Source organism: Candidatus Merdisoma sp. JLR.KK011 (assembly GCF_036941125.1).
Taxonomy (GTDB): Bacteria; Bacillota; Clostridia; order Lachnospirales; family Lachnospiraceae; genus Laedolimicola.
Map to the genome: position 1 here is coordinate 630924 of NZ_JAYWSZ010000004.1, position 26534 is coordinate 657457.

Sequence of the window (26534 nt, forward strand, 5' to 3'; positions counted from 1 at the left end):
TTAATGGGCTTTTACAATGGCATCTTTTTCAATATCCCGGTGTTCGCACCGCACTACATAATCCCCATTTTCCTCAAGACGCTCGTAAAGCCGGTTGGCCAGGGTCACGGAGCGGTGCTTTCCTCCCGTACAGCCCACGGCGATGACAAGCTGGTTCTTTCCCTCCTGTACATAGTTGGGAAGAAGGAAGCGTACCATGTCCTCCAGTTTATCCAGAAAACGGTGAGCCGCCTCAAAGCCCATGACAAAATCCTGTATCTCCTTATCGTTTCCGGTCAGCCTGCGGAGATCCTCATAATAATAAGGATTCGGCAGGAAGCGCACGTCAAATACCAGATCCGCATCATTGGGGATTCCGAATTTGAATCCAAAGGACAGGACGGAAATGACAAGATTTCTGAATTCTCTATTTTGTACGAATATTTTGTCCAATTCTACCCGAAGCTCTCTTGTAAGAAGGCTGCTGGTGTCTATAATGTAATCCGCCTGCTTTTTTAAAAAGGTGAGACGCTCACGCTCTTTTTCAATTCCCTCCATGATGCGCCCGTCTCCTGCAAGAGGATGATTTCTTCGTGTTTCTTTGTAGCGTTTTATCAAGACATGGTCGGCCGCATCCAGAAACAGGATCTCGCAGGTGTAGCCGGCTATGGCTAGCTCCTCCAAAGAACGCTGCAGATCGCTTAACGCCTGTCCGTTCCGCACATCGATGCCCAGGGCAACCTTTGTGATTTCACTGGTTCCGGAATAGACGAGCTCGGAAAACTTTCCCATCAGCGGGATCGGAAGATTATCTACGCAAAAATAGCCGGCATCCTCCAGCATCCGAAGGGAGGTTCCCCTTCCTGCTCCGGACATTCCCGTAACAATTACAAAACGCACCTTTTGTCCTCCTATTCCAGTTCCGTAATATCCTTCACAATACACGGGTATGAAATCAATTTCCAGCCACAAAAGGCATGTGTCTGTAAATCGATTTGTGCATTGTGAAGGATATTACTGTTTTAAAGTCGCTGCGCGACAGCACTAAAGGGTAAAGTCGCTTCGACACACCTGTAATGAGAGAAACTTTTATTCGAAAGGGCACTCATAGAAGTTCCTCTCGTGCGCCTTTGCGACTTTACCGTCCAGCAGAAATTATTTTTAATAAATACTTGACATTTCTTTGCTGGACTATTCCAGTCTTATTCCAGTTCCGTAATATCCTTCACAATACACGGGTATGAAATCAATTTCCAGCCACAAAAAAACATGTGTCTGTAAATCGATTTGTGCATTGTGAAGGATATTACTGTTTTAAAGCCGCTGCGCGACGGCATTAAAGCTGTATCATCTAAAATCCCAGCAATTTCACTTCCAGCTCCAGGTTCACGCCGAACTGCCGCCGGACCTCCTGCTGAACATGGGAAACCAGCTCCAGCACATCCTGGGCAGTGGCTTCGCCTCTGTTGATCACAAAGCCGCAATGCTTCTCTGACACCTGGGCATCTCCAATCCGGAAGCCTCGAAGGCCTGCGTCCATAATAAGCTTTCCCGCGAAGTATCCTTCCGGCCGCTTGAAGGTGCTGCCGGCGCTTGCGTATTCCAGCGGCTGCTTTCCCGTCCGCATCTCCTTAAGCTCCTGCATCCTGGCCTCGATGGCCTTCTTGTCTCCCTGTTCCAGATCCAGTACGGCCTCCAGAACGATATAATGCTCCCTGGCCACACTGCTCGTCCGGTATCCCAGATCCAGTTCTTCCTTTGAAAGCCTTATCTGCTCTCCGTCTTCCTTTAAGATAAGAGCCTCCCTCACCACGTCCTTCATCTCGCCGCCATAGGCTCCCGCGTTCATCACAAGGGCGCCGCCCAAAGTTCCGGGGATGCCTGAGGCAAACTCAAGTCCCGTCAGGCCTTCCTTCGCCGCCAGATGGGCGGCCTTCACCAGCAAGGCGCCGGATCTGGCATACAGAGTCTTCCCTTCTATACGTATTTCGTTCCAATTCTGAAACAGTTGAATGACAACGCCGTCATAGCCGCGATCGCTGGCTAATACGTTGCTTCCGTTTCCAAGAATATAGCAGCTCTCTCCAAATGTACGGCAGGCGGCTATGATCCCGGAAAGCTGCTCAGGCGTCCTTGGAAGGCAGAAGTACTTTGCCGGGCCTCCTATCCGGAAGGTGGTATGTTTTTTCAAAGGCTCATCTATCTGTACCTGGCCCTCTTCCCCAAGGATCTCTCGTAATCTTTCATAAAACTCCTGCTTCATACGGCACTCCTGCTTTCAACTCATTCTTATGTACACGAGCTGTCCCTGCCTGGAATGTACACAAAAATCTTCGATATATTAATCTAAGTATATGCCAAAACATCGGAAAGTACAACCCCTTTCCGATGCTCTGACGTCCAGCCGCCCTTTTCTTGTTACTGGTCACGGAGTGAACAGTATCCTTTTCTTTATTTTTTCTCTTTCTTTAAAGACTTTCTTAGATACTGTCCCGTGTAGGAAATCGGCTGTTCTGCCACTTCCTCCGGCGTTCCTGTCGCAATCACGGTTCCGCCCCGGTCTCCTCCTTCGGGCCCCATATCAATGATATAATCCGCAGTCTTAATCACATCCAGGTTGTGCTCAATCACCACAACCGTATTTCCGCCCTCTGCCAGGCGCTGCAGGATCTCCGTCAGTTTATGCACATCCGCAAAGTGCAGACCCGTGGTAGGCTCATCCAAAATGTAAATGGTTTTTCCTGTGCTCCGGCGGCTCAGCTCCGTTGCCAGCTTAATCCGCTGCGCCTCGCCTCCGGAAAGCGTAGTGGAAGGCTGCCCCAGCTTAATATAAGACAGGCCCACGTCATAGAGCGTCTCTATCTTCCGCTTAATGGAAGGCACATGCTCAAAGAAGCTTAAGGCCTCCTCCACCGTCATGTCCAGCACGTCGAAAATATTCTTTCCTTTATACCTGACATCCAATGTTTCCCGGTTATACCGTTTTCCCTGGCATACCTCGCAGGGCACATACACATCCGGAAGGAAATGCATCTCAATCTTAATAATTCCGTCCCCGGAGCAGGCCTCACAGCGGCCGCCCTTCACATTGAAGCTGAAACGTCCCTTCTTGTATCCCTTGCTCTTGGCATCTGCCGTGGCCGCAAACAGATCCCGAATCTGGTCAAAGACTCCCGTATAGGTGGCCGGATTGGATCTGGGAGTCCGCCCGATGGGGGACTGGTCAATGGCAATCACCTTGTCAAGCTGCTCCACTCCAAGAATACCTTTATTCCTGCCTGGAATGGTTCTGGCCCGATTCAGCTTTTTCGCCAGGGTTTTATACAAAATCTCATTTACCAGAGAGCTTTTTCCCGATCCGGACACGCCGGTGACGCAGGTCATAATTCCAAGGGGAATCTCCACGTCAATCTTTTTCAGATTATTTTCCTGCGCGCCCTTTATGGTAAGCCAGCCCGTGGGAGTGCGCCGCTTTTGGGGCACCGGAATCTGAAGCCGGCCGCTTAAGTAAGCTCCTGTAATGGATTCCTGACAGGCCATGATCTCCTCCGCCGTTCCGGCTGCCACCACTTTTCCACCGTGCTCCCCGGCTCCCGGGCCGATATCCACAATGTAATCCGCCGCAAACATGGTATCCTCATCGTGCTCCACCACCACCAGGGTATTTCCCAGATCCCTAAGACGCTTTAATGTTGCCAGCAGTTTGTCATTGTCCCGTTGGTGAAGGCCTATGCTTGGCTCGTCCAGAATATAAGCCACGCCCACCAGGCCGGAACCAATCTGGGTAGCCAGACGAATCCGCTGCGCCTCGCCTCCGGAAAGGCTTCCGGTAGCTCTTGCAAGGGTCAGATATTCCAGTCCCACGTCAATAAGAAAACCGATTCGTGCCCGGATCTCTTTTAAAATCTGCGCACCGATAAGCTCCTGATGAGGTGTCAGCTTGAGATTCTGCAAAAACTCATGGAGCTTTAAGATGGACATGGCTGTCAGCTCATAAATATTCCGGTCTGCAACCGTCACGGCCAGAAAGGTTTTCTTAAGCCTCTGTCCTCCGCAGCTCTTGCAGGGAGTGATGCGCATAAAGCTCTCATACTCCTGGCGCATAATCTCCGAACCAGTCTCCCGGTAGCGGCGCTCCACATTTTTCACAAGTCCCTCAAAGGTTACATCATAGACCCCCTCGCCGCGCTGTCCTTTGTAATGAACCTTCATATGCTTTCCGCCCATTCCATGTATAAGCACCTGCTGAACCTTCGGATCCAGATTCTCATAGGGGGTATTCAGGTCAAAATGGTACTCCTCTGTCAAGCCCTTTAATATAGCATAGGTAAAGCTGGATGGCTCTGTACAGGACTGCCATCCGGTAACTGCGATGGCTCCCTCGGCAATGCTCAGAGATTTGTCCGGTATCATCAGATCCTCGTCAAATTCCATCTTATAGCCCAGGCCGGAGCAGTCCGGGCAGGCGCCGAAAGGATTGTTGAAGGAAAAGCTTCTCGGCTCTACCTCCTCCATGCTGATACCACAGTCCGGGCAGGCGTAGCTTGAGCTGAAGGTCAAGACCTCCCCGTCTGCCACATCCACCACCAGAAGGCCCTCCGAAAGGTTCATTACCGTCTCAATAGAATCGGACAGGCGGCGCTCAATCCCCTCCTTCACAATCAGACGGTCCACCACAATCTCGATGAGATGCTTGATGTTCTTATCCAGCTTGATTTCCTCCGAAAGCTCATAGAGATTTCCGTCAATCCTCACACGGACAAAGCCGCTTTTCCGGGCCTGCTCCAGAACCTTTACATGCTCACCCTTACGTCCCTTGACCACCGGGGCAAGAAGCTGAATGCGAGTCCGTTCCGGAAGCGCCATAATCTGATCCACCATCTGATCCACGCTCTGCTTTTTAATTTCCTTGCCGCATTTGGGGCAATGGGGGATTCCCACCCTTGCAAACAGCAGACGGAAATAATCGTAAATCTCTGTTACGGTTCCCACAGTGGAACGTGGGTTACGGTTTGTGGACTTCTGATCAATGGAAATAGCCGGGGACAATCCCTCGATGCTTTCCACATCAGGTTTTTCCATCTGCCCCAGAAACTGTCTGGCGTAAGACGAGAGGGATTCCATGTACCGGCGCTGTCCCTCAGCGTAAATGGTGTCAAAGGCCAGGGAGGATTTTCCCGAACCGCTTAAGCCCGTCAGCACCACGAATTCCTCTCTGGGAATATCGATGCTTAAATCATGCAGGTTATGCTCGTTTGCTCCTCGAATGCGAATGTAATTTTTCATATTGCTCCTCTTTTATTTTCTTGTATATAGTTCAGTATGACTTATCTTTTGTTTTCTGATACTCTGTTTTTTGAAATCACGGAAAGCTGCCTGGCAGCTTATATATCCGGTTTCCGGCCAATATATAAATATCCCTTTTTATAGCTGCAATTGCAGAAGAATGTCCTTTTTATAGTCATATATCGTGAATCTGCTTTTTCAGTTCTATCATGCGGTCACGCAGCTCTGCCGCCGTCTCGAAATCCAGCTCTGCGGCAGCCTTCTTCATCTTCTTCTCGATATCCGCCACCAGCTTTTCCAGCTCCTTTTTGCTCATGGACTCCGGATCTTTTTCGAACTGCAGATCCTTCTGTGCAATTTCCTTGGAAATGCTGATCAGATCCCGGACAGACTTTTGGATGGTCTGGGGCGTAATCCCGTGCTCCTGATTGTACTTTTCCTGGATCTCACGGCGGCGCTCTGTCTCTTCAATAGCAAGACGCATGGAGTCGGTAATAGTATCTGCGTACATGATAACACGGCCTTCGGAATTCCGGGCTGCACGTCCGATGGTCTGAATCAGCGAAACCTCCGAACGCAGGAAGCCTTCCTTGTCCGCATCCAGAATCGCCACCAGCGTGATTTCCGGGATGTCCAAGCCCTCACGGAGAAGGTTGATTCCAACCAGTACGTCAAAGACATCCAGACGCATATCGCGGATAATCTGGGTTCGCTCCAGAGTATCAATATCGGAGTGAAGGTATTTTACGCGGATACCAAGCTCGCGCATATAATCGGTCAAGTCCTCGGCCATCCGCTTTGTCAGTGTGGTAATCAGTATCTTATGCCCGGCAGACGTCTCTTTGTTTACCTCGCCTACCAGATCATCAATCTGTCCTTCCACGGGGCGTACCTCGATCTTGGGATCCAGAAGGCCTGTGGGGCGTATAATCTGTTCTGTGCGGAGAAGCTCGTGTTCCTCCTCATAGATTCCAGGGGTGGCGGACACAAAGAGCATTTGATCTATTTTACTTTCAAACTCTCCAAAATTCAAGGGCCGGTTGTCCTTGGCTGAGGGCAGGCGGAAGCCGTAGTCTACCAGGGTTGATTTTCTGGACTGATCTCCTGCGTGCATGCCCCGAATCTGGGGAACGGTCTTGTGGGACTCATCAATGATGATCAAATAATCGTCCGGAAAATAGTCTATCAGTGTGCTTGGAGGCACGCCCGGCGCCAGGCCCGACAGATGGCGGGAATAGTTCTCAATACCGGAGCAGAAGCCGGTTTCTTTGAGCATCTCAATGTCAAAGTTGGTGCGCTCGGAGATACGCTGTGCCTCTAGGAGCTTGTCTTCTCCTTTGAAGTAGCGGATGCGCTCCTCAAGCTCTTCCTCAATATCCTTGGCGGCTCTGCGGATCTGCTCTGCCGGAACAACGTAGTGAGAAGCGGGGAAGATTGCTACGTGCTCACGTGAGCCTTTGATCTCTCCGGTTAGTACGTCAATCTCTGAGATGCGGTCAATCTCGTCTCCGAAAAATTCCACGCGGAAGGCGGTCTCCATCTCACTGGCTGGTATGATCTCCAGAACATCCCCTCTTACCCGGAAGGTTCCCCGTTTGAAGTCCATGTCGTTTCGGTCATACTGAATGTCTACAAGCTGGCGCAGGACCTCGTCCCGATCTTTTAGCATACCCGGACGGAGGGATACCATCATTTTCTCAAAATTCTCCGGCTCGCCCAGGCCGTAGATGCAGGAGACGGAGGATACGATGATTACGTCCCGCCTCTCTATCAGCGCTGCCGTAGCGGAAAGGCGCAGCTTGTCTATTTCGTCGTTGACGGAGGAGTCCTTGGCGATGTAGGTGTCGCTGGAAGGGACGTAGGCTTCGGGTTGGTAGTAGTCGTAGTAGGAGACAAAATACTCTACTGCATTCTCAGGGAACATCTCCTTGAATTCTCCGTAAAGCTGCGCCGCAAGCGTCTTGTTGTGGGCGATAACCAGCGTCGGCTTCTGCAATTCCTGAATGACATTCGCCATCGTAAATGTCTTGCCGGAACCCGTAACCCCTAGTAAAGTCTGGAATTGATTGCCCTCCTTGAAGCCTTTGACCAGCTCTGCGATGGCCTGGGGCTGGTCGCCTGTGGGCTTGTAGGGGGCTTGTAATTTGAACTCTGGCATATGAAAACCTCCAATTTCCGCAAGGGATACTTCGTAATGTGACCGAAAAAAGTTTGCCTATTCGCCCGAAATTCGTGTAATTTGATTTTCGATTCGTGTAAAATGGGCTTGCAAAGCTGGCGAATAAGCGTTAAAATAGCAATTACACGAATGCAGGTCACATTACGCAGTATCCTTTAGGAAAACCGTATTTTTGAAACGAAACAACACTGAATAACACCAACCAGTACAGATAGTATTATCCAGTCATTTGGTTTTTCATTATAACATATAAGTCAAAAAAAGTACAGACCAAAATCGAACTTTTGTTCTGTACTTTTTTCATGCGATTTGATTATGCCAGTATCTTATTTTCATGCAAGAAATTCACTGATTTGTTCTATATAATTATCTTCTGAAAAATCAGTACCGCTTTCACATTCTTCCTTTGGGATTACTTCATCAATAAACGGCTGGAGATCGTCTAAGCAGTCCTCAATGATTTCGGCAGTGTCTCCATAAACATCTATGGTGATAATTTCTTTCGCATGTCCCATGAGCTGTGATACCGCTTTGGGATTAAAATTATTCTTTAATAAGATAGTGCAAAAGGTGCTTCGCAGATCATGCCATCTTATATCGGGCAGTCCATTGTCCTCCAACAGCTTCTTATAATGCCTCCAGTGAAAATCCTTGCTTCTCGGACGTCCATAAGTGGAACAGCAGATATAATCCAAATCCTGAAATGTGCCTGACCGCCTTCTGCGGTTCTTCTCATACACTTTTCTTTCTTCCAGAATGGCTTCAAACACATAATCCGGTATGGGGATGGTTCGGTAGCTGGACGGCGTTTTCAATCCGATTTCCTGCTTTGTAAACGTCTTAGCCGGGAAATCCCCGGCAGTCGTGTTCGGCTTCTTGCCTAACTGCCGCTGCACTTTCAATGTCCGGTTGATATAATCTATATCCGAATATTTTACCCCATTGATTTCACACCGCCTCAATCCCAACAGCACTGCAAAAAGTACCTGCATATGGATTGGCGTTTTCCTGCTCGCTTCAATGAGCGTTAAAACCTGCTCCATATTCAGCGTCTTTTGTGTATCAATGTTCCGGGTGTGATAGGCTTTTTTCTCTACCTGCTTTGGTAGTGCTACATCAATCGTCGGATTTATGGAAATGATTTTCTTATTCACAGCATACTGCATGGACGTATTCATCACCGTTTTTACCAATCTTGCGATAGAAACGGAAGCCGCCGCTTCTTCATAATAAAGGCTCTGGATATGGCTCCGTTTGATTTCTGTCATTCTGATGTTGCCCATCGCTGGAATCACATGGTTATTCACGATATTGGAATAGGTTTCATAGGAGCCGCTTGTAATGCGTGGGCGCATTTCTTTTTCAAGCCAGAACAGCATAAAGTCTCTCACTTTTACGCTGGTATATACCACATATGTGCCTGAATATAATTCGCCCAGCGTCTTGTCCCTGTCCGTGTTCGCCGCTTTCTTTGTCGCAAATCCGGATTTCTGCTGTGGTATTTTTGTCCCGTCCGCATAAATCAGCACCACACGATAGCCAAACTTATTCTTGATCGGCGTGACGTTATATACCTTCCAGTCCACAAACTGCTGTAATTTCAAATCAAATTCCATGTTATCCTGTCCCTTCCCTGCCTTCTGGAATAAAAGAGTCATTCATAAAGGCAATAATCTTTTCTTTCTCATCCATGACGTCGCAATAATATTCAAAGGTTGTATTGACAGAACTGTGTCCCAACAACCCTGATATTTTCACAAGAGGAACACCCTGCTCCACCAAAATGGTGGCAAACATATGGCGGAGCCCATGCACGGTTACGGCAGGAAGCCCATTCCGCACACACAGCTTTGTCAAAGCATTGTTCATGGCGGACAGGCTATGTACCTTTCCATTTGCCTGACAACTGATATAATCGTTATCAATAAAAGCCTCCTGCATTTTTTCTTTATACATATCTATCAGACATTTTCTTTTCTCCAGCTCTGTAATAATGACCTCCGGTACACGCAGTACCCGGAAACTGTTGGGCGTTTTGGGATCACGTTTGATTAAAATATTTTCTTCAATCCTGCTCCCCTCTTTTATAATAGGGTTTGCAACAATCTGTCTGCTGATTTTCACACTACGGCGTTCTAAATCAAAGTCGGAAAATTTCAGCCCATAGATTTCGCCTTTCCGCAGTCCGCAAAACAGTCCCAACAGAATTTCCAGATACCAGTTATCCTTTGAAGCCGCCTGAAGGAGTATTTTTATTTTCTCCCTGCTGAGAATCACGATATTGGGTTTCTTTCTTTTATATGGCTTTGTTTCCGGCACGGGATTCACATTGATATAGCCCTCTATGACTGCCTCTTTCATGGCAAGATTCAAAATTTCCCGCCCCTTGTTTCCTGCCGAAACACAAGCCTTTGATGTCCTCTCCAGAAGTCCGTCCAGGTATTCCACGCTGACAAACCTCATCTTTATATCATAATCAATGTTTGGGATAATCAAGTCACATAAGGCGTATGCCTTGCTTCTGCCAATACCCAATAGCTTTTGAATGTCATCAGCGTCATAAACCTGTTTTTGCAAATTCATGGTATCTATCTCAGTCACCTCCCGAAACACGGGAAGGGACTGCTTGTAATTACTGCCACAATTACGGTTGGGCTGTATTGACTCCCTCTGTTATTCTGAATCACTAATACCGGACGGTATCCGCCCTGTTCACTTCCGAAAACGGGATTTAAGTCTGCATGGTAAATATCCCCTTGTCTGATTTTTCTTTCTTCCATAATAAAAATGTCCTCCATAATCTTTACTTCCTGAATCCAGTCTGCTTTTTCTTTCATGGCGGAAAATATAAATTTGCAGAATACATCTTACCTGTCGAAAAAACTGCCTTTCAGGTATGTATCAGCCGAACACAAAAGCATGGCTTTTTGATTATTCTTCAGAATATTTTCATGTTTTGTGTCCGGCTACCACTTTTGCCTGATAAGCCTATTTGTCCTCGACACCCCGGCTTACATATCTACCGCTTTTACGGCAAACATAGGGAAGTCACCAAACGACTGGCTGCTGGCCGGCTCCACGGGAATAGCACCCCTCCGGGGATCGCCCGGAGCCGCCCACATTGGTTGCGGCGTTTTTATACCTGATGGGTATTTACGCTCGACCTGTGACTGGGCGGGAGTATCATTGTCCCTGCTGCCTGTTATCGCCCTGCCAGCAGCAAGCTGGCAGTTATAGCCCGGTGTTTTTCGCTCCTTAAACGGGGATAGGACAGCCGCAAACCATTGTCTTTCTGTCTGTGCGATTCCGTTGCCTTTATCTCCATCCAGCTCATGGCGTACCTGCTAATGTGGCTTACGCTCATCACGATAACAACAGGAATGTGTTTGATGAATGGGTATGAAATTTTCAGAGTGCAAACCCATTCACCACATAACGGAAATCCCCTTCGGGTATCCCTCTATGCACAAAAGCCATGTGCATAAATGCAGAAAACAGGTGAAGGAATTTTTATCTCCCTCACCTGTTTCCTCACTTATCAGGCAAAACCCGAAAGTCCTTTTTTAATTTTTTTCAAAAAACTTTTTCAGGCTTTGAATTGCCCCGTGGATACTGTACTCTACTGCTCTGGTCGAACATTGCTCCCGCTCTGCGATTTCCACATAGGTCAATTCCTGAAAATAATGCAGTATCAGCCTTTTCTTCTGCTTTTCCGGCAGTTCGTTGATTGCCTTATGTAGCTTTTCTGTCTGAACCCTGCGGAACACGATTTCCTCCATGCTGTCCGGCTTTTTCATCGCTCTCATATTCAAAGTGTTTTCCCACACCTCGGATTGCTCCGATATGCCTGTCCACCACGTTAAGATACACCAGATCGCTTAATTCAAAAGAATCAAACGTGTCATACAGCACCTTGCTGATTTCAAGTTTATGTAAATCACCTTGTCCATCTTTGAATGAAACGTAATACTGGCCGTCTTTCTCGAATATTGTATAAGGATTATACTTATCCTTTCTTCTTTTTGGGCGATTACCCTCCATGTCCTTTCCTCCAATCTGAATTTTTTGTTGAAAATTCAGGTTGGAAGGCGGTGAGCGGCAACCGATGATGAATAACGCCCTGCGGCGTAATCCGGCAAAAAACGACAAAAGAAAAACCGCAAAGGCTGTCACACCTTTACGGTCTATGGAGAATTTATTTCTATTATGTAGAAATTTGACCTCTACTTGTGGGGTAGAAAGCCCCCTTGTATTGGCAAGGATTTTTTTAACGGGTTATCCGTCCCTTTATATCGTATATGAAAATAGAAATTGCTATTTGCAGGCAATAAAAATCCCCCCAAACTTGAAACAGGTTTGGAGAGTGTTTGTTAAGTCTTTCGGGCATAGCAATACCGCCCACCAAATTGCTGTTTTTTTTAATTTGGTGGACGTATCTACCTATGGCTCTATAAAAAGAAAAGCCGACAAACTGTGATTTCTCACACGTTCATCGGCTCTGCATCTAATGTGTCTGGCTCTGTGATGACTGTTACTTGCAAATTCTTCGCTTCAATCAGTGTTTCCTGCCTGCATTTTGGGCAGTAGAGAGGATAATTTTTCAGAACAGTATCCTCCCTAACCTTGTTACGGGTTTTACTTCCGCAGACAGGACATAATATCCATTCTACTTTACCCATAACAAATTATCCTAATTTCTTTTTTAGTGTTGCTATCCATTCTTCGATTGCCTGCACCAATAAAAACTGCTGATGTAAAACAGCCATACCCGTGGCAGGAATATCGGGCGCGTTTTCTTTCATGGAAATATTCTCCTCAAGATAAGATTTCAACACATTGATATTGCTTTCAATGTTATCCAGACATTCCCTCTGTTGTTCCTTCGCCATACTTTCTAAGTTTACGATAACAGCATTAAAATCCAAAAATATATTGATTGGTTTGCAGGATATTTCAATCATCAACTTTTCAAATTCCTCATTTCCTGCATCCGTCAAAGAATATACCGCCTTTTCGGGCATTTTTCCCTCTTTCTCCGTACGGCTTGTGATAAGCCCCTTTTCTTCCAACTGGATCACCTTTTTGTATATAGATGGTGTGCTGATTTTTACCCACTTTGAAATGTTGCGGTATTCCACCAGTTTCTGAATATCGTATGCACTCATTGATTCCCGCTTCAACATTCCCAATACAATCAAGTCAATGGTCGCCATTTAAAATCCCTCCTTTTTCTATTGACAACTACTATAAATTATAGTATTATAATTTCCGCGACGCAATTACTATATTATATAGTAGTATAAATAATACTATTTGTCAAGAGAAAGGAGTTCACAATGAACAGTCAAAGTAAAAAAATGGAGCTGCTCGGCAGTGCATCCATACCAAAAGCACTTTTATCAATGGGTATTCCAACAATGATAGGTATGTTGGTAAATGCTTTCTACAACCTTGTTGACGCATATTTCGTCGGCGGATTAGGAGAGAGCCAGATGGGGGCAATCTCCGTGGTCTATCCACTTGGACAGGTCGTTGTCGGTCTTGGCCTGCTGTTCGGCAACGGTGCGGCTTCTTATATTTCCCGATTATTAGGTCGTGGGGATAAGGAAAATGCAAATAAAGTGGCAAGTACCGCTTTATACAGCAGTGTATCCGTGGGAGCAGTTATCATTATAATTTCTATGGTGTTCCTGCATCCCATACTGAAGCTCTTAGGGGCAACAGACAGTATCCTCCCCTTTGCCGCCACATACGCAAGTGTCTACATTGTTTCCTGTATTTTTAATGTGTTCAACGTCACGATGAATAACATTGTAACAAGTGAAGGTGCCGCTAAAACAACCATGTGTGCCTTGCTCACGGGTGCAGTGCTTAATATTGCCCTAGATCCACTGTTTATCTATGTGTTTGACTTAGGAGTAGCAGGAGCGGCGATAGCAACCGCAATCTCACAAGTCGTTTCAACCTGCGTTTATCAAATCTACATCCTGCGTAAAAAAAGTGTATTCCATTTTCAGGTTAAGGACTGCACATATACAAAAGAAACCATGTCTGAGATTTTCAAAATCGGTATCCCGACATTGGTATTCCAGATTTTAACGAGTGTGTCCATTTCCTTAATCAACAATGCCGCTGGCGATTACGGGGACTCTGCCATTGCAGGCATGGGCGTTGTTACCCGCCTTATTTCAATGGGCAGCTTGTCCGTATTCGGGTTCATCAAAGGCTTTCAGCCCATTGCAGGTTACAGTTATGGGGCGAAGAAGTTTGACCGTCTGCGTGAAGCAATCAAGACTTCCATCCTGTGGTCTACGGTTTTCTGTGTGATTTTTGGCGTGATACTGGCTCTGTTCCCTGCGGCTATCGTTTCAAGGTTCACAAAGGGCGATGCTGAGATGATTCGCATTGGGGCAGCATCTTTGAGAGCAAACGGCATTTCCATTATGCTCTTTGGATTTTATACAGTGTATTCTTCCCTGTTCCTTGCTCTGGGAAAAGGCAGAGAGGGCTTTATCCTCGGAGCTTGCAGGCAGGGGATTTGCTTTATCCCCGTTATCCTGCTTCTTCCGATTGTCTGGGGGCTAAATGGAATTATGTACGCCCAGCCGATTGCTGATGTACTTTCCGCCATCATAACGGTATTCATGGCGATACCGCTCCACAAAAAGCTGAATGAGATGCAGAAACAAACTGCCGCAATAAGCACGAACAACAACTAAATATTTATTCTTTCTAAACAGACAGAGCCGATGAGCTGTAAGGTTTTCTCACAAGTTCATCGGCTCTGCGTCTATGCGTCTGGCTCTTTGATGACGGTCATTTGTAAATCTTTTATCTCAATCAAAACTTCTTGTTTACACTTCGGACAGTATAGGGGATAATTCTTCAAAACAGTATCCCCTCTTATTTTGTTTCGGGTTTTACTGCCGCAGATAGGGCATCGTATCCATTCAATCTTCATATTTGCTGCAATTCACCTTTTTTCAAACGAAAGATTACATCCGCCCGTTTTGCCAAGTCATTGGAGTGGGTTACGATGATAACGCATTTCCCCATCTGATGGGCGCATTCTTTCAAAATATTTGTGATGTCAACTGTGGTATCCTCGTCCAGATTTCCAGTCGGCTCGTCCGCAAGGATAACGCTTGCATCAGAAGCCAATGCACGGGCGATTGCTACTCGCTGCTGCTGACCGCCAGAGAGCTTCAGCACGTTCCGTCTGCTTTCTTCCTCAGTTAGTCCCATACGCTCTAAAACGGGCATCGGCGGCACCTTTGAGGTAAGAGCCACATTTTCTCTCGGTGTCAGATAGTCTATCAGATTGTAGCTCTGGAAGATAAATGCAACGTGATTCTTGCGGTGTGCCGCAAGTCCAGTCTTTTCAATATCCTCACCGTTGTATAAAATCTGTCCGCTCTGGGGGCTGTCCAGACCTCCAAGCAGGGAGAGCAGAGTAGTCTTTCCGCAGCCCGACGAGCCGAGGATTGCATACATTTTGCCTGCTTCTAATTCTGCATTTACATTTTTTAATACGTTTCGCTTATCGTCATAGGAATAGCGGATGTTACGAATTTCCATAATGCTCATTGAAAAATACCTCCTTAACTCATCTGTGATAAAATTTTTTTAGGCTTCATCTGTATGACTGAAATGGATGATGCTGAAACGGAAAACGCTATCAGTAATGTACCGAAAATATAGATATATAGCAAATAGTCGGGACTGACAGTTACTTGAACAGATTCCAGTGTTTCCACATTAGAAGTGTCGTATGGAATATACTGTCCTGTTATATCAAGGTACTCTGTGCCATCGTCTGGCAGTTCTATTTCGGGTAGGGACTGTGATTCAGACACTTGATGGAAAATCAAATCACTCACTCCTTGTGAAATGAGGCTGCTTGTAAAAAAGGATACTCCAAAAGCAACTATCGCTATCATCAGCACTTCTACTGTATACTGCAAAAGAATCCTGCTTTTTGAAATTCCGACAGAGAGCAGGATGCCAGTTTCATGCCGACGCTGCTTTATCCACATGGAAAGAATCAGTACCAAAATACCCACACTCACCGCGACGCATCCGACAATCAGCCAGACAATCAGATTCTGCATAGCTGTCAATGGCGAAGCAACTGCTTCGTATGCGGAGTTATCCATTGTGAGGGTAAAGGAATCCCAGTCTAAATCAAGGGCTTTTATCTGGCTTGCGATTCTTTCCATTTCTCTGGGGTCATCCACATAAAAATCAACGCCGTTATCATACTGTATCACATCCCTCTGCATGATTTCCTGCATTGCCTTATGGTCTATAATCAATCGGTTGCGCTTATCCGTTGAGGTAGTGTGGTATGGATTGGTATCTCCCTTATACTCGTAAATGCCAACAACTTTCAGTTTCACATCAGGATAATCACCGTTGTCAAAGCAGCACTGTACGGTAATGGTATCACCGAGCTTTAAATTGTTTTTTTCCGCAATTGCCGAACTAATTAAAACAACATGGTCATCATCTTCCTTAATATGCCGTCCTTCTACCAACTGGAACGCTTTTCGGGTAAAGAAATTAAAATACTCTGAATTCGTGACAGATGGAAGCCTGCTGTCATCGATTTCTGCACCAAAACTAATCCCAGATATGAAATCAAAGTCTTTTGCATAAACATCCCCGTCACCTATGCCGTTATATGCTTTCACCCCGTCTATTGACATAATCTTTTGAATATCCCTGTCAGTAATGGGAGTTCCAACATATTCAACCAACATTCCACCTGCCGCCTGCTGATACCGCCAGTTTTTGTTATTGCTCTTATCTAATTCAAGGCGAATGCTCCCGCCTACGGACTGGCGCAGACTTAGGGCAGAATCGTCTGCCGCTTTATATATGGATAATCCAGTCAGAATAAAGGTGGATATTGTAACCAACACCAAAAATAGGATAAGGGTTTTTGTCTTTTTCCGCATCGTATATAAAAATGCTCTTTTCAATGTACTCATGGCTTTTATCCTCCTGTCAGCTCATTTTTGATAAAATATCTTTTGGTTTCATTCGGGCAATTGGCAAAGCAGCCGTAACCACTGCAAGCACGATAATAAGTGTCTCTAAAAGGAATTGCAAAGCTGTCGTTTTTAGGGAAATTGACATTGTAATTATAGTTCCCATATTTTTTAGGGCAGCTTCTACTTGTCCTACGATGAACTGTCCCAACATGGGTGATACAAAGAACACCAAGGCAGCAATCATAAGGATTTCGCAAATAAGCTGTAGCATAATCTGGGGAGCTGATTCGCCAACGGAAAGGAATATCCCTGCTTCGTGTATCCGATTCTTTATTCTCATTGCAAGCACAAGGGCTACAACGATAAAGCCAACTCCTGCAATTACAGTAATCAGTATTTCCGTAAGCCGTTCCATTGTCTGAATCTGATATGCGACTGCCTTGTATTCGGATTCATTGATGCGGATAAAGTAATCTTCCCACTGGATAGACGTTATCTGTTGTACCTGTTCCACAATGCGATTCAATTCCTTTGGGTCAGTCACATAGAAAGTTACATTCCCAGAATATCCGAATGGTTTTTGCCCAGACAGTTTCCAATAAACATCATGGGTTGTGAAAATGGTGTCATTATCATATTCCATCTTATCGTCACTGGAATACAGCCCTACAATCAAGACCTTAGTTTGCTCCCCGCTGTCACCAGAAGCAGATTCCAAAACAAGCTCACTGCCAACTTGTAAATGATTCTCTGCCGCCAGTTTATCGCTGATAAGTGCTGCGTCCCTGTCATCTTCCGTAATATGCCTGCCCTCCGCTAATTCCAGTATTCCGTTCATAAAATCCGTCTGGTAGGCGGTTTCCGTATTAGTGGAAAGATTGCCGCTTGACATTCCAGAAAGATAGTAGATTCCCTCAGCAGTGACAGAAGTGTGCTGTTCGGCATTGTAAGTCTTTATGCCCTCTATATTTCTTATCTGTTCCACTGTATTAAGGGAAATAGGGATTTTTTCAGCGGTATATCCTGCTTCGCCGTCATGAAAGTCCAGATTGTTGATGTTCCCGCTCATGGTAAAGGACGCACCTATTGTTGTCCGCAGGTTCTCCGCTGCCTTTGCCGTTCCGTCTCGGATGGAAACTCCCACCATGACCGACACGGTTATTAAAAGCAACAACAGAAAAAGCGTCAAACTTTTTCCTTTCTTTCTAATGACATAAAGTAATGCTCGCTTGTAGACGTTCAAAACTGTTCCTCCTTTCGCTTGATACCCATAGATTCTATCCCCCTCATGTGATTGAGGTATCATTCTAATATGAATGGCGTATGAAATTGCAGAAAAAAAGCTGCCTGCTTTCTGCGCAGGCAACTTTCAAGCTATCTAAAATTCTATTGTGAAACGCATTCCGCTGTTATCCTCTATGGCTGCAAACGTGTAAGGAATCTGCAAGGTTTTTAGGATTGTGTCAACAATATATAAGCCCAATCCGTTACCGCCCGTATCTGGGCTGCGTCCGTACTCTGGACGGTAGAACGGTTCAAAGATGTGGGTTAGGTATTTCTGGGGAATCGGGACACATTCGTTTTCCAGAATCAGTTTTTGATTTGCTATATAAATTCTTATGCTGCCTCCCTTGGGGGTATAGGACACGGCGTTCGCCAATAGGTTAGAGATTACTTTTTTTATCATAGGGAGAGGATAGCATATCGAAAGTTTTTCGTAAGTATCCGTTTCTATGCAAATCCCTTTCGACTTGGCAATAATCGCATAGGGCGGAATGACCTGTGGAATCAGTTCAGATAAGTCGATTTCTTCATCTTCTCCGTCCTGCGGTTTTTCAAACTTTGATACGTCCAGAATTTCCCGAATCATTGCCGCCAGTTGCTCCATCAAAACTTTGCACTTTGGCAAGTACACGCTATGGTCTTTGTATTTCCCTACATTCAAAATCATATTTTCTAACATGACATTTACGGCTGTAACGGGCGTTTTTAATTCATGGGAAGCAGAGCGAAGCAAGTTTGTTTTTTGTACTTCCATTTCTTCTACTTTGTGAATTTCCTGCTCCAAGTCATGAATGGTCTTTAGCAGATTATCATATAGGTTGTTTACATTATCTGCCAATGCTTCAATTTCATCATGGGTATGGATTTCACAATGAATGTCCGATGTCAATTCCTGCATCTTCTTTGTTGCGCTTGAAATCTGTTTGATTGGCTTTGTGAGCATATGGGAATATGCCAGGGCGGACAATATTGAAATAAGCGTACATAAAAAGGCAGTAATGGGTAAAATGACAATGACTGTACTGACAGCATCTTCAATCTGCTGTCTTGATACCGTGGCTTTTACATATCCGTTTTCATTCGGCAATATTCTTTCCACATAAAAGAAATCTGTACCGCCTTTTGGATTCTGGGACAGTGATATTTTTATTTTTCCATCTGTTTCTTCCGCAATGATGTTCACCACTTCCGTAGTGTTAGAAAAATTCAAAAGCTCTGATTCACCTGCATTCAGTAAATTCATTTCATAGGTATAGCCGTCATAGCATACTGAAACATCAGCCCACCATTTCCCTGCAAATTCTGTCACTAATGGAAGTCTTTCTGCATCTGGAGTATTCGCTATTTTTTCACACAAGCTGGCTACATCGTTTTCCAATTCGTTCCGCTGACGGAAATTATATGCCACTGGAAGCAGGCTGTAAATGAGCAGGTGGGAGACTGCCACAATTACAATCATCAAACTAAATGTATATAAAAAGGTTTTCGGAAAGAGTTTCAGCTTTCTCATGCGCCCACCTCCAATTTATATCCAATTCCTTTCACTGTGACGATGCAATCAATTTCCAGTTTCTTTCGCAAATTTCTGATGTAGCTGTCAACAATACGGTCTATCACATAAGAATCGTCTCCCCAGACTGCATTTAATATCTGTGACCGTGACAGCACCAGTCCTTTATGGTCGAGTAACAGCTTTAGCAATTCGATTTCTTTGGGGGTTATATCAATTTTTCCGTTCTGGTTGCAGGCGGAGTATCCAGAAAAGTCCACGGTCAACTCGCCATACTTCCAGATATTCGGCTCATCCTTTACGCCTGCCCGCCGCAGCAGGGCGGTGATGCGTTTTCCAAGCACCACCATTGAAAACGGTTTTGTCATATAATCGTCTGCCAAACAATCAAAGCTTGATACCTGCGTATATTCGTCCTCTAATGCCGTAAGCATGATGACTGGTATCTGGCTTGTCTTTCGTACCGCATTTAATACCGCAAGCCCCGACATTGTGGGCAGCATAATATCAAGGACAATTAAATCTATCTTGTTCTGTGAGAAAATCTCCAAAGCCTCTGTTCCGTCATACGCTGATATAATTTCGTGACCTGCCTCTTGCAGATATTCGGAAAGAGCTTCGTTTGTATCAACATTATCTTCCACAATCAATATCTTTGCCACAAAGACCACCTCCAACTTTATCTTAGCATCTCCGTGTGTATGGAGTATGAATTTTTTGCATTTTTCGGGATTCTGATTCAAACTCCTGCACCTATTATAATTATCCTTATTTCAGCAATCAACTGTACAAATATGAACTTTTATCACTTGTGAGTAGAAATAAAATCTCCTATACAAAGAGATTTCACATCGTTTAAGTAGAACTTTCATCTCTGTACAATAGAAGTACCCAATATTAAATACAGGTGGTGAAAATATGACCAGTCATGATTTTGATTTTCTGGAATTAGGGCAGGCAATTCAAAATGCCCGTGAGAAACAGCGGATCACCAGAGAAGAATTAGCCGAAGAACTTGGCATTTCCGCAAGACATTTGCAGTCCATTGAAAAAGAGGGACAGTATCCCAGCTTTCCACTGTTTATCGTTTCTGCATTCGGCTGTTTCGCTCCAGTCACTATGTATGTATTCTTTCAACTCTTCTATTTTCACTGTTGTTCTTCTCCCTTCTTAATGTGTTCCTGATACGTTTTGGCATAATCTCCATTCCTTATTATGAAAGAGTTCACTTTTCATCACAGTCCGCAAAATGACCAGCGCCCTTTCTGGCACCACTGGGCATTATCAATCATCCACTTATCATCAATCAGACGCATCAAATAACGATAATAGAAAATATCCTGTTCCGCATAAAGCCAGAATTTGCTTTTTGTGACCCGTTCTCCGGCAATCAAATGATGATCTGTATAGGTCCCGCCACTTCTGCCACTTCTCCAAGAAAGATTCACGGGGCGCCAGCCAGGACGGGGAGACCAGCTCACTCTCCTGGCAAACAGTGCATCAATCTCCGCTTGATCACCGCGCCCTTTTTGTTTTGCCATCTGCTCCCAGCGGTTCATGTCGTTAAAGAATTCCCACAGCGCATGAATGGGGGCCTGTAATTCGGGATTGTCCAATGAAATTCGATTTTTCATGGTTTTATAGGTACGGGCATCTTCATATGACTTGCGCTCTGCCTTTGTAAACAACCCCGCCAGTCCCTCGTCATCATGCATGTCTGTATCGCTGATATACAACTTATCCCTCCAGGAAACCGCCAACAGTCCTTCAAAGGTAATATGATGGCAGGCAGCTATATAGATATTTTCCAGTTTTTTAATCTGTGCGGCCTGGGCCAGCCCCTCGTTGTCCAGAGCTGTCCGCTGTAAGAACAGATCCTTTAAGGGAAGGTCTTTCAACAGTTCCAGTCCGTGTCCGGTAATCTGTCTGCCCCACATCAGGGTCAGCATATTTAGCTTGGGAATCCTTGCCAAAATGGAGAAACACTGGTCATCAAAGGTTGCATCATTCAATAAGACCTGTTGAAGTTTTGGGCATTGTCTGACGGCCTCCTCAAGGGTATCTAAATTCAGCGGCGCTTCTACCCGTTTTGTTCCATTACAGAGGTAGGCACCATTCTGATATTCCAACATATAAGTATTCGGGGCAAATTCCAACATCATATTTTTTCCTCCCATGCTTTCTCCCTGAATATTCCGGAAATACTTCTGTGTATCCATTCATGTTTACAATTTCTGAATCTATGCAAACCCACTTTGCTGTTTCCATTCCTTCCATCTGCCCTCGTCCATCAAAAGCTTAAAGCCACCTGGATAATCCAGGCCAAAATAATCAAACTGCCTCATCAGGTTGCTTGTGAGCTGTCCCTCCGGTCTGCCGGCTCCCAGACAGGCGCCGCCTCTTAAGACCATCTGGCTGCCTTTATAGTCAAATCTCGTATTTTCATGGGTTCTGTACTTGTCCATCAGCCGTACATAGAGCTCCTGCAGCTGCCGGTTCTCCACACCCTCCGTGCACCAGACGGCATAAATCAGCAAAGTGGGATCTTCCTCTGTGGACAGATAATCCAGGAAATAATCCAGCACCTCTTCTTTCCCCTTCAACTCCTTGATACAGTGGAACAGTGAGTTCCTGTCATTCCTGTCCAGATCATTCCGGTTCAGGGCTTCTCTCAGCCTTCCCGCATGGACATTGGGATAATCTTTCACGGCGCTGATGGTATGGCAGGCATCCCGGAAGCCCTCCCCCCGGAGCCTGGGCAGTATCTCAAACACCCTTTCATACCATGCTTCCTTCACCTCCCATGTTCCTTCATAGGTGATGATAGAAACAGCCTCCGCATAGGCCCCATATTCCCACAGCTTTTCAAGCTCCTTAGCCATCCCTGACACATGGAAACGGACCAGCATCTTAATCAGCTTCATCCGTACTTCCATGTTGGATTCCTGGGTGCAGGCTTTTTTGAAATACGTTTTCTGTTTTCCCGGCAGAGTCTCAAATTTATAGAAGCTGTCAATAATCTCTATTTTTTCCTCCGGATCTTCGGTCTGTTCGTACAGCTCCATCAGCTGACTGGGGGTTCCATCTATATTTAGCCCAAATCCAACCTCTTCGTCATTATAGCCTGCGATCACTTCCCGGAGCCATCTCTCATACCACTTAAGGAATCCCTGTTCCCGCACAAAAAACGGCTGGCCGCAGAAATCCTCGTCATAATAGACCACCTGCCCCCGATACGGCCCCGCAAGCATGATCCCTGTCATAAGGGTACAGCCCTGGCTCCCGATAGGCAGAACTCCCACATAGGGATGTACCTCATCCCCTTTTCGCCTGCCCTCCGGATCGGCCACCCTGTTCCAATCCTCATCACTCATCTTCGGATAGATCACCGGCTCTTCCTGAACGCGGTAGAGGCGGGAACCGTGGGAATCGTGAAGTTCCTTTTCCTGTGTCTTCACCCCATAAAGCCCATAATAAGGGCCTGCGCCGCCGTTTCCCACAAAAAGCAGGAAATCCCGGTATTCTTCCGGCAGCCGTATTCCCTCCTGCTCCTCAAATTTTTGTATCATCTCCTCACTGGCAGGCGGTGACAGCTTATACTTGTGGCTGTAGGCCCCAAACCGCACAAGGTCCGGATCTTTCGCCTTTGCCTGCTCCAACAATTTTAAAATACGCTTTGCCCATGCGGGCTGTCCTGTTTTCCCCATTTTCCTCCTCCTGTAAGCCGGTCAAACTCTGCGTTCTGCCCATGCATCCCAATCCTGCAGGGAATCCATTCCACTGGTTCCCCTTTTCCCTGTATCTGACGCGTAAATCCCTCTACTTCTGAAAACACATTGCAGAGCAGTCCCACATCATTGAATCTTACATCCGGCAATTCTTTCTGCAGAGAATTGCACAGAAAAGAATGAAATCCGCCAATATCCCAACCCAAAATATCATTTCCCAGGCATGGGCTGTTATCGTTTTCACCATTCATCAAGGCATGGCTGTTGCTGCCCTTCAACTCATCCAGCAGGATTTTATAATACTCCATGGTTGTAGAAATACTTACCACACAAGAGGGAACCGCCTGACAAAATTTCTCATAAAAATCTCCTGCATCTGATAATTTCAAAAACCTGCAATCCACATCCAGCCTTTGGGCATCGAAAAGGCAGTTTGCCGTTTCTGAAAACTCTCTGTACTGTTCTCCATCAAGCCGCAGCTTCTCCTGATATCCCCGCGCCTCCCCTTTAAGCCATCCGCCCATAAAACATTCCCACCTGGGATGCTGCTCTCCTATGCAGCCACTGACAGACAGGATCTGCCTGCTGATCCCCTGCAGCCACCCAGGAGTATCGTTTATTTCGCATATATAATATCCGATTACCTTAAAACAGTCTTTCATTCTTTCTTTTTCCCTTTCCCAATGATGCCCTGGAAAGCTGCCATTGCAGTAGACACAAAGCGTGCCGGCAGTTCCTCCGGGGCACAGACCAGACTTTCGGGTACATGATCCCAGAGCAAGAAATGTCGGAACCGGTAGAAGACTACCCTTTCCGCCGTAATGATTTCCGGTCCGTATTCCGGTCCCCTCCAGATACCATCAAAGACCATCTGTGCGCCGTACCCATGCAGCAGATCCGCCATATGGTAGGATATATACCTGTTCCTGTCGCTCCCCTGATACAATCCCCATTTTCCTGCGGCAGTGATCAGAAAAAGTTCGGTTACCTGTACGCCGGAAAGGGCGGAAAAGTCATGCTGTCCTTGACACACGGGCATCTTAAGCTGCGGAAAGGGCTGTTTCCATTTCTCTTTTCCTGCATATTTCTTCCATCTGCTCCGCTCTGTTTCTGCCAGTTCCTCTGGATGCACCAGCCCGATTTTGCCCGTTTCGTCAGAAATAGATTCCGGGGGAACCGTCTCCCCCTTTTCATCCAGCACACTTCCGTCCTCTCTCAGGGCAAATACGGTCTGAAGCTCCCCATCCCGGTAATATCCCCAAAGAAGGTTCCGCGACATTGCCCGGCCGGCCGGATGCTCCTTCATCTTCTTCCAGTCAGAGCACTGCCACAGATAGCTGCAGACAAAGGCACGCAAAAGAGCCGCCTTCTGCCTTTTTATGAATTTTTTATCGGAAACGCCGTCCGGTTCCTCCTGCGTGGGAAGCAAAGCGCAGGCCCGTAGCTCTTTCTCCAGTTCCAGCTGCTCATAATCCGGATTCGCAAGCCTCTCACAGATGACCTGACACTGCTGTTTCAGTTTTTTTGTTTTATGCTCTGCATGCAGAAATGTCGGATCATCAAACTCACAGAACAGGTACAGGAATTCCATCCATATCTTCTGCCACCAGGCCTGATAGGACGAATGATGGTGGACGATCATCTCCCCCAGCACCTTTTTATCCAGAAGCCGGACTGCCGTCTCCCCATCCAGCCTGACCGCTTCCCTTACTGCATCAGGGGAGAGGCTGTACATACGGTTTGTGGTCATGCTCAGCAGGTAGGCGCACATAGTATCCGCCGGCTTCCATCCAATACGGTAGAGAAGCTCTATGCTGCTTTCATGGGACGCCTGCAGGAACCGTTCCCGCATATCCGTAAATCCCAGAAGCGTCTGATATTTCCCGTTAGGATTGATATAACGGTTATATTTTTCCGCCCAGGATGTCCTGACAGTGGGGCTTAATTCAAACAGCAGGCACCTCCAATCGTTCTGTCTCTCGCTCCCCTCGTCAAGGCTCTGCTGTTCTTCCGTCTCAAATTTGCGGGGAACACAATACTTTGGCATGACCTGTTCCATTTTTGAAAGGATATCTTCGGTATCCTCCCCCTGTTCCAATATTGTCAAAAGATACTTCGGAATCCATCCCCGCAGGTATGGATCACGGAATGCCCGGCGGACCTTTTCAAGCTGCTCTTTTTTCTCGTCCATCATCAAAAATCTCCATTTTCCTTTCATTTCTGTACATCGTATATAAAACTTTTAAAATCCTGCTATCAGGATCTTTCCGTCTTTTTCGCCAGGCCGTGGTAATACCGCATGAACCGGCATTCTTCCTCATAGGTCTCCCGGATTGCGTTCTGGCGTTTTTGTGCATCTGGAATCTCCTTTGTTTCCAGAAAGAGCTGTGCGTTGCGATACATGACCGCCATGGCGTCTCTTGGATCATCGCAGGCATTGGGGAACTCCTTCAGTCGGTCTTTCATATAATCGGAATTATGTCTCACACATTCTTCAAGGCGTGCATATCCTTCCGATTCTTTCCCGGTCAGCAGATCCCATACGCCGAACAGATAGCAGTCCGCCCTCCAGGGGTCCGGTTTTTCCTCCCCATCCAGATTCCACATAGGCCTGCCGGTTCTCGGATCGTTTGGGCCTTTCTCTGTGGCTCTCAGGTAATCCCGGCGCTCTTTCGCAAAGTAGGTTTCCAGACTGTCGATTTTCTGCCACTCCGGCAGCATGCCGTCGGCCAGGAAGGTCAGGATATCATCAAATTTTCCGTTGATGCTCTCCACCATGGCGGCATCCACGGCTACTGTGCCATACTGGATCACGCCCCATCCATTACGCATCTTTTGAAAATATTCCCCCTGGCTGACATGACCCGGCAATCCTAAGATTCCGTACTGTATGGCGTATATGGGACAGAGATAACAGATCATGGCCTCATATCCGCCGCCTCTGAAATAACCGATAAACTGAATCCGGGATACCAGGCCGTTCTTTTCCCGGACAAAGGTTTTGGGGCCTGCCTTTTTCATACCGTATGCCTTTGCAACAGGAGCGATCTTTGCCTGCAGGTTTTCCTTTAAGCGGAGTTTCAGTTCTTCCCCACACTCTTTCCACTGTTCGGTTGTCCTTGCGTTTTTATAGCTGAAAGCCTTCGCCGGTTTCTGGCCGGGCGGCGTCCCTAGCAGGCTTTTCCAGTCAAAAGAAATGGATTCTGTTGGATGTTTCTCCAGATATTCCTCCCAGGGACGCCTGGCAGGCACCGTCTTCCTGTGATAGACTTCCATGGCTCTCTGTCTTTCACGGATCTCCTCTTCCCGTGCTTTTTCCTCATAATAACCAGATGTTTTCACCGGACGCCCCTGGGCATGGAAATAGTAGGCGACGCCGTCCTGCGTCTTTGTCATCCAGTAATAGTTTGCGCTCCATAAAGCGGGCATGATCCGCCCTCTGTCTCCCCGGTTCAGGGTTTCTTCCAACTTAAGCCTGTTGCTGTTCCACCACTTTTCCCACTCCACCGGTTCTATTTCCCCCGCCGCAACGCGCAGAAATATCTGTTTCATCTCGTCCTGAAATCCCATCT

At 46.3% G+C, this 26534-nt stretch carries 24 protein-coding genes and 1 pseudogene; 3 read left to right on the top strand and 22 right to left on the bottom strand.

The window, feature by feature from the left end:
• The 9 genes and pseudogenes from rapZ to VV089_RS16875 form a co-directional block, all read right to left on the bottom strand.
• Complete coding sequence (rapZ, locus tag VV089_RS16835) at positions 1-879, bottom strand: RNase adapter RapZ (protein ID WP_334336692.1); 879 nt, start codon at positions 877-879, stop codon at positions 1-3.
• Between the two features lie 451 nt (positions 880-1330).
• The gene (gene murB / locus VV089_RS16840) at positions 1331-2242 is read right to left on the bottom strand and encodes a UDP-N-acetylmuramate dehydrogenase (RefSeq protein WP_334336693.1); all 912 of its coding nucleotides are present in this window, start codon (positions 2240-2242) and stop codon (positions 1331-1333) included.
• A gap of 188 nt (positions 2243-2430) precedes the next feature.
• Positions 2431-5265: an excinuclease ABC subunit UvrA gene (uvrA, locus tag VV089_RS16845; RefSeq protein ID WP_334336694.1), complete on the bottom strand. Its 2835-nt coding sequence runs from the start codon at positions 5263-5265 to the stop codon at positions 2431-2433.
• A gap of 175 nt (positions 5266-5440) precedes the next feature.
• On the bottom strand, positions 5441-7423 hold the full coding sequence (uvrB, locus tag VV089_RS16850; RefSeq protein ID WP_334336695.1) for an excinuclease ABC subunit UvrB: 1983 nt from the start codon (positions 7421-7423) through the stop codon (positions 5441-5443).
• A gap of 353 nt (positions 7424-7776) precedes the next feature.
• Positions 7777-9060, bottom strand: coding sequence for a site-specific integrase (locus VV089_RS16855; RefSeq protein ID WP_334336697.1), 1284 nt, complete (start codon positions 9058-9060; stop codon positions 7777-7779).
• Between the two features lies 1 nt (position 9061).
• Entirely contained in the window at positions 9062-10027 is a 966-nt protein-coding gene (locus VV089_RS16860; RefSeq protein ID WP_334336698.1) for a site-specific integrase, read from the bottom strand.
• Between the two features lie 41 nt (positions 10028-10068).
• Positions 10069-10224 (bottom strand): annotated as a pseudogene (locus tag VV089_RS16865) (type II toxin-antitoxin system PemK/MazF family toxin); the annotation flags it as partial.
• Positions 10225-11007: 783 nt separating this feature from the next.
• A complete protein-coding gene (locus VV089_RS16870) occupies positions 11008-11211 on the bottom strand; it encodes an RNA polymerase sigma factor (RefSeq protein WP_334336699.1) in 204 nt (67 codons plus the stop codon).
• Positions 11177-11485 carry a hypothetical protein gene (locus VV089_RS16875; protein WP_334336700.1) on the bottom strand — a complete coding sequence of 103 codons (309 nt, stop codon included), beginning with the start codon at positions 11483-11485 and terminating at the stop codon, positions 11177-11179. Before VV089_RS16875 ends, VV089_RS16870 begins: the two co-directional genes overlap by 35 nt.
• Before the next feature lie 64 nt (positions 11486-11549).
• Here VV089_RS16875 and VV089_RS16880 point away from each other — a divergent pair, with 64 nt between their 5' ends.
• Positions 11550-11921 (top strand): hypothetical protein, encoded by a 372-nt coding sequence (locus VV089_RS16880; protein WP_334336701.1) that lies wholly within the window; start codon positions 11550-11552, stop codon positions 11919-11921.
• 4 nt (positions 11922-11925) lie between these two features.
• On the opposite strand, the gene VV089_RS16885 is transcribed toward VV089_RS16880, so the two are convergent.
• The gene (locus tag VV089_RS16885) at positions 11926-12123 is read right to left on the bottom strand and encodes a cysteine-rich KTR domain-containing protein (protein WP_016306672.1); all 198 of its coding nucleotides are present in this window, start codon (positions 12121-12123) and stop codon (positions 11926-11928) included.
• A gap of 6 nt (positions 12124-12129) precedes the next feature.
• Complete coding sequence (locus VV089_RS16890) at positions 12130-12657, bottom strand: PadR family transcriptional regulator (RefSeq protein ID WP_160583012.1); 528 nt, start codon at positions 12655-12657, stop codon at positions 12130-12132.
• 123 nt (positions 12658-12780) lie between these two features.
• Between VV089_RS16890 and VV089_RS16895 the strand changes: the two genes are divergently transcribed.
• A complete protein-coding gene (locus VV089_RS16895; RefSeq protein ID WP_334336702.1) occupies positions 12781-14163 on the top strand; it encodes an MATE family efflux transporter in 1383 nt (460 codons plus the stop codon).
• Between the two features lie 71 nt (positions 14164-14234).
• On the opposite strand, the gene VV089_RS16900 is transcribed toward VV089_RS16895, so the two are convergent.
• The 6 genes from VV089_RS16900 to VV089_RS16925 all read right to left on the bottom strand — a co-directional run bounded on the left by VV089_RS16900 (position 14235) and on the right by VV089_RS16925 (position 19896).
• A complete protein-coding gene (locus VV089_RS16900; RefSeq protein WP_016280883.1) occupies positions 14235-14405 on the bottom strand; it encodes a cysteine-rich KTR domain-containing protein in 171 nt (56 codons plus the stop codon).
• Positions 14402-15031, bottom strand: a complete 630-nt coding sequence (locus VV089_RS16905) for an ATP-binding cassette domain-containing protein (protein WP_334336703.1) — start codon at positions 15029-15031, stop codon at positions 14402-14404. Before VV089_RS16905 ends, VV089_RS16900 begins: the two co-directional genes overlap by 4 nt.
• A gap of 14 nt (positions 15032-15045) precedes the next feature.
• On the bottom strand, positions 15046-16437 hold the full coding sequence (locus tag VV089_RS16910; RefSeq protein ID WP_334336704.1) for an ABC transporter permease: 1392 nt from the start codon (positions 16435-16437) through the stop codon (positions 15046-15048).
• A 16-nt stretch (positions 16438-16453) separates the two neighbouring features.
• Positions 16454-17683, bottom strand: coding sequence for an ABC transporter permease (locus VV089_RS16915; RefSeq protein WP_334336705.1), 1230 nt, complete (start codon positions 17681-17683; stop codon positions 16454-16456).
• A 135-nt stretch (positions 17684-17818) separates the two neighbouring features.
• Positions 17819-19234, bottom strand: coding sequence for a HAMP domain-containing sensor histidine kinase (locus VV089_RS16920; RefSeq protein WP_334336706.1), 1416 nt, complete (start codon positions 19232-19234; stop codon positions 17819-17821).
• A complete protein-coding gene (locus tag VV089_RS16925; RefSeq protein ID WP_334336707.1) occupies positions 19231-19896 on the bottom strand; it encodes a response regulator transcription factor in 666 nt (221 codons plus the stop codon). Before VV089_RS16925 ends, VV089_RS16920 begins: the two co-directional genes overlap by 4 nt.
• A 256-nt stretch (positions 19897-20152) precedes the next feature.
• On the opposite strand from VV089_RS16925, the gene VV089_RS16930 reads away from it, so the two are divergent.
• Positions 20153-20419, top strand: coding sequence for a helix-turn-helix domain-containing protein (locus tag VV089_RS16930; protein WP_334336708.1), 267 nt, complete (start codon positions 20153-20155; stop codon positions 20417-20419).
• Positions 20420-20469: 50 nt separating this feature from the next.
• Here VV089_RS16930 and VV089_RS16935 read toward each other — a convergent pair whose 3' ends face one another.
• The 5 genes from VV089_RS16935 to VV089_RS16955 form a co-directional block, all read right to left on the bottom strand.
• On the bottom strand, positions 20470-21396 hold the full coding sequence (locus VV089_RS16935) for an NTF2 fold immunity protein (protein WP_334336709.1): 927 nt from the start codon (positions 21394-21396) through the stop codon (positions 20470-20472).
• A 78-nt stretch (positions 21397-21474) separates the two neighbouring features.
• Positions 21475-22941: an SMI1/KNR4 family protein gene (locus VV089_RS16940; protein WP_334336710.1), complete on the bottom strand. Its 1467-nt coding sequence runs from the start codon at positions 22939-22941 to the stop codon at positions 21475-21477.
• Positions 22899-23624, bottom strand: coding sequence for a hypothetical protein (locus VV089_RS16945; RefSeq protein ID WP_334336711.1), 726 nt, complete (start codon positions 23622-23624; stop codon positions 22899-22901). Before VV089_RS16945 ends, VV089_RS16940 begins: the two co-directional genes overlap by 43 nt.
• Positions 23621-25156 (bottom strand): DUF4132 domain-containing protein, encoded by a 1536-nt coding sequence (locus tag VV089_RS16950; RefSeq protein WP_334336712.1) that lies wholly within the window; start codon positions 25154-25156, stop codon positions 23621-23623. The genes VV089_RS16945 and VV089_RS16950 overlap by 4 nt, the downstream gene beginning before the upstream one ends.
• 62 nt (positions 25157-25218) lie before the next feature.
• Positions 25219-26532 (bottom strand): hypothetical protein, encoded by a 1314-nt coding sequence (locus tag VV089_RS16955; protein ID WP_334336713.1) that lies wholly within the window; start codon positions 26530-26532, stop codon positions 25219-25221.
• Between the last annotated feature and the right edge of the window lie 2 nt (positions 26533-26534).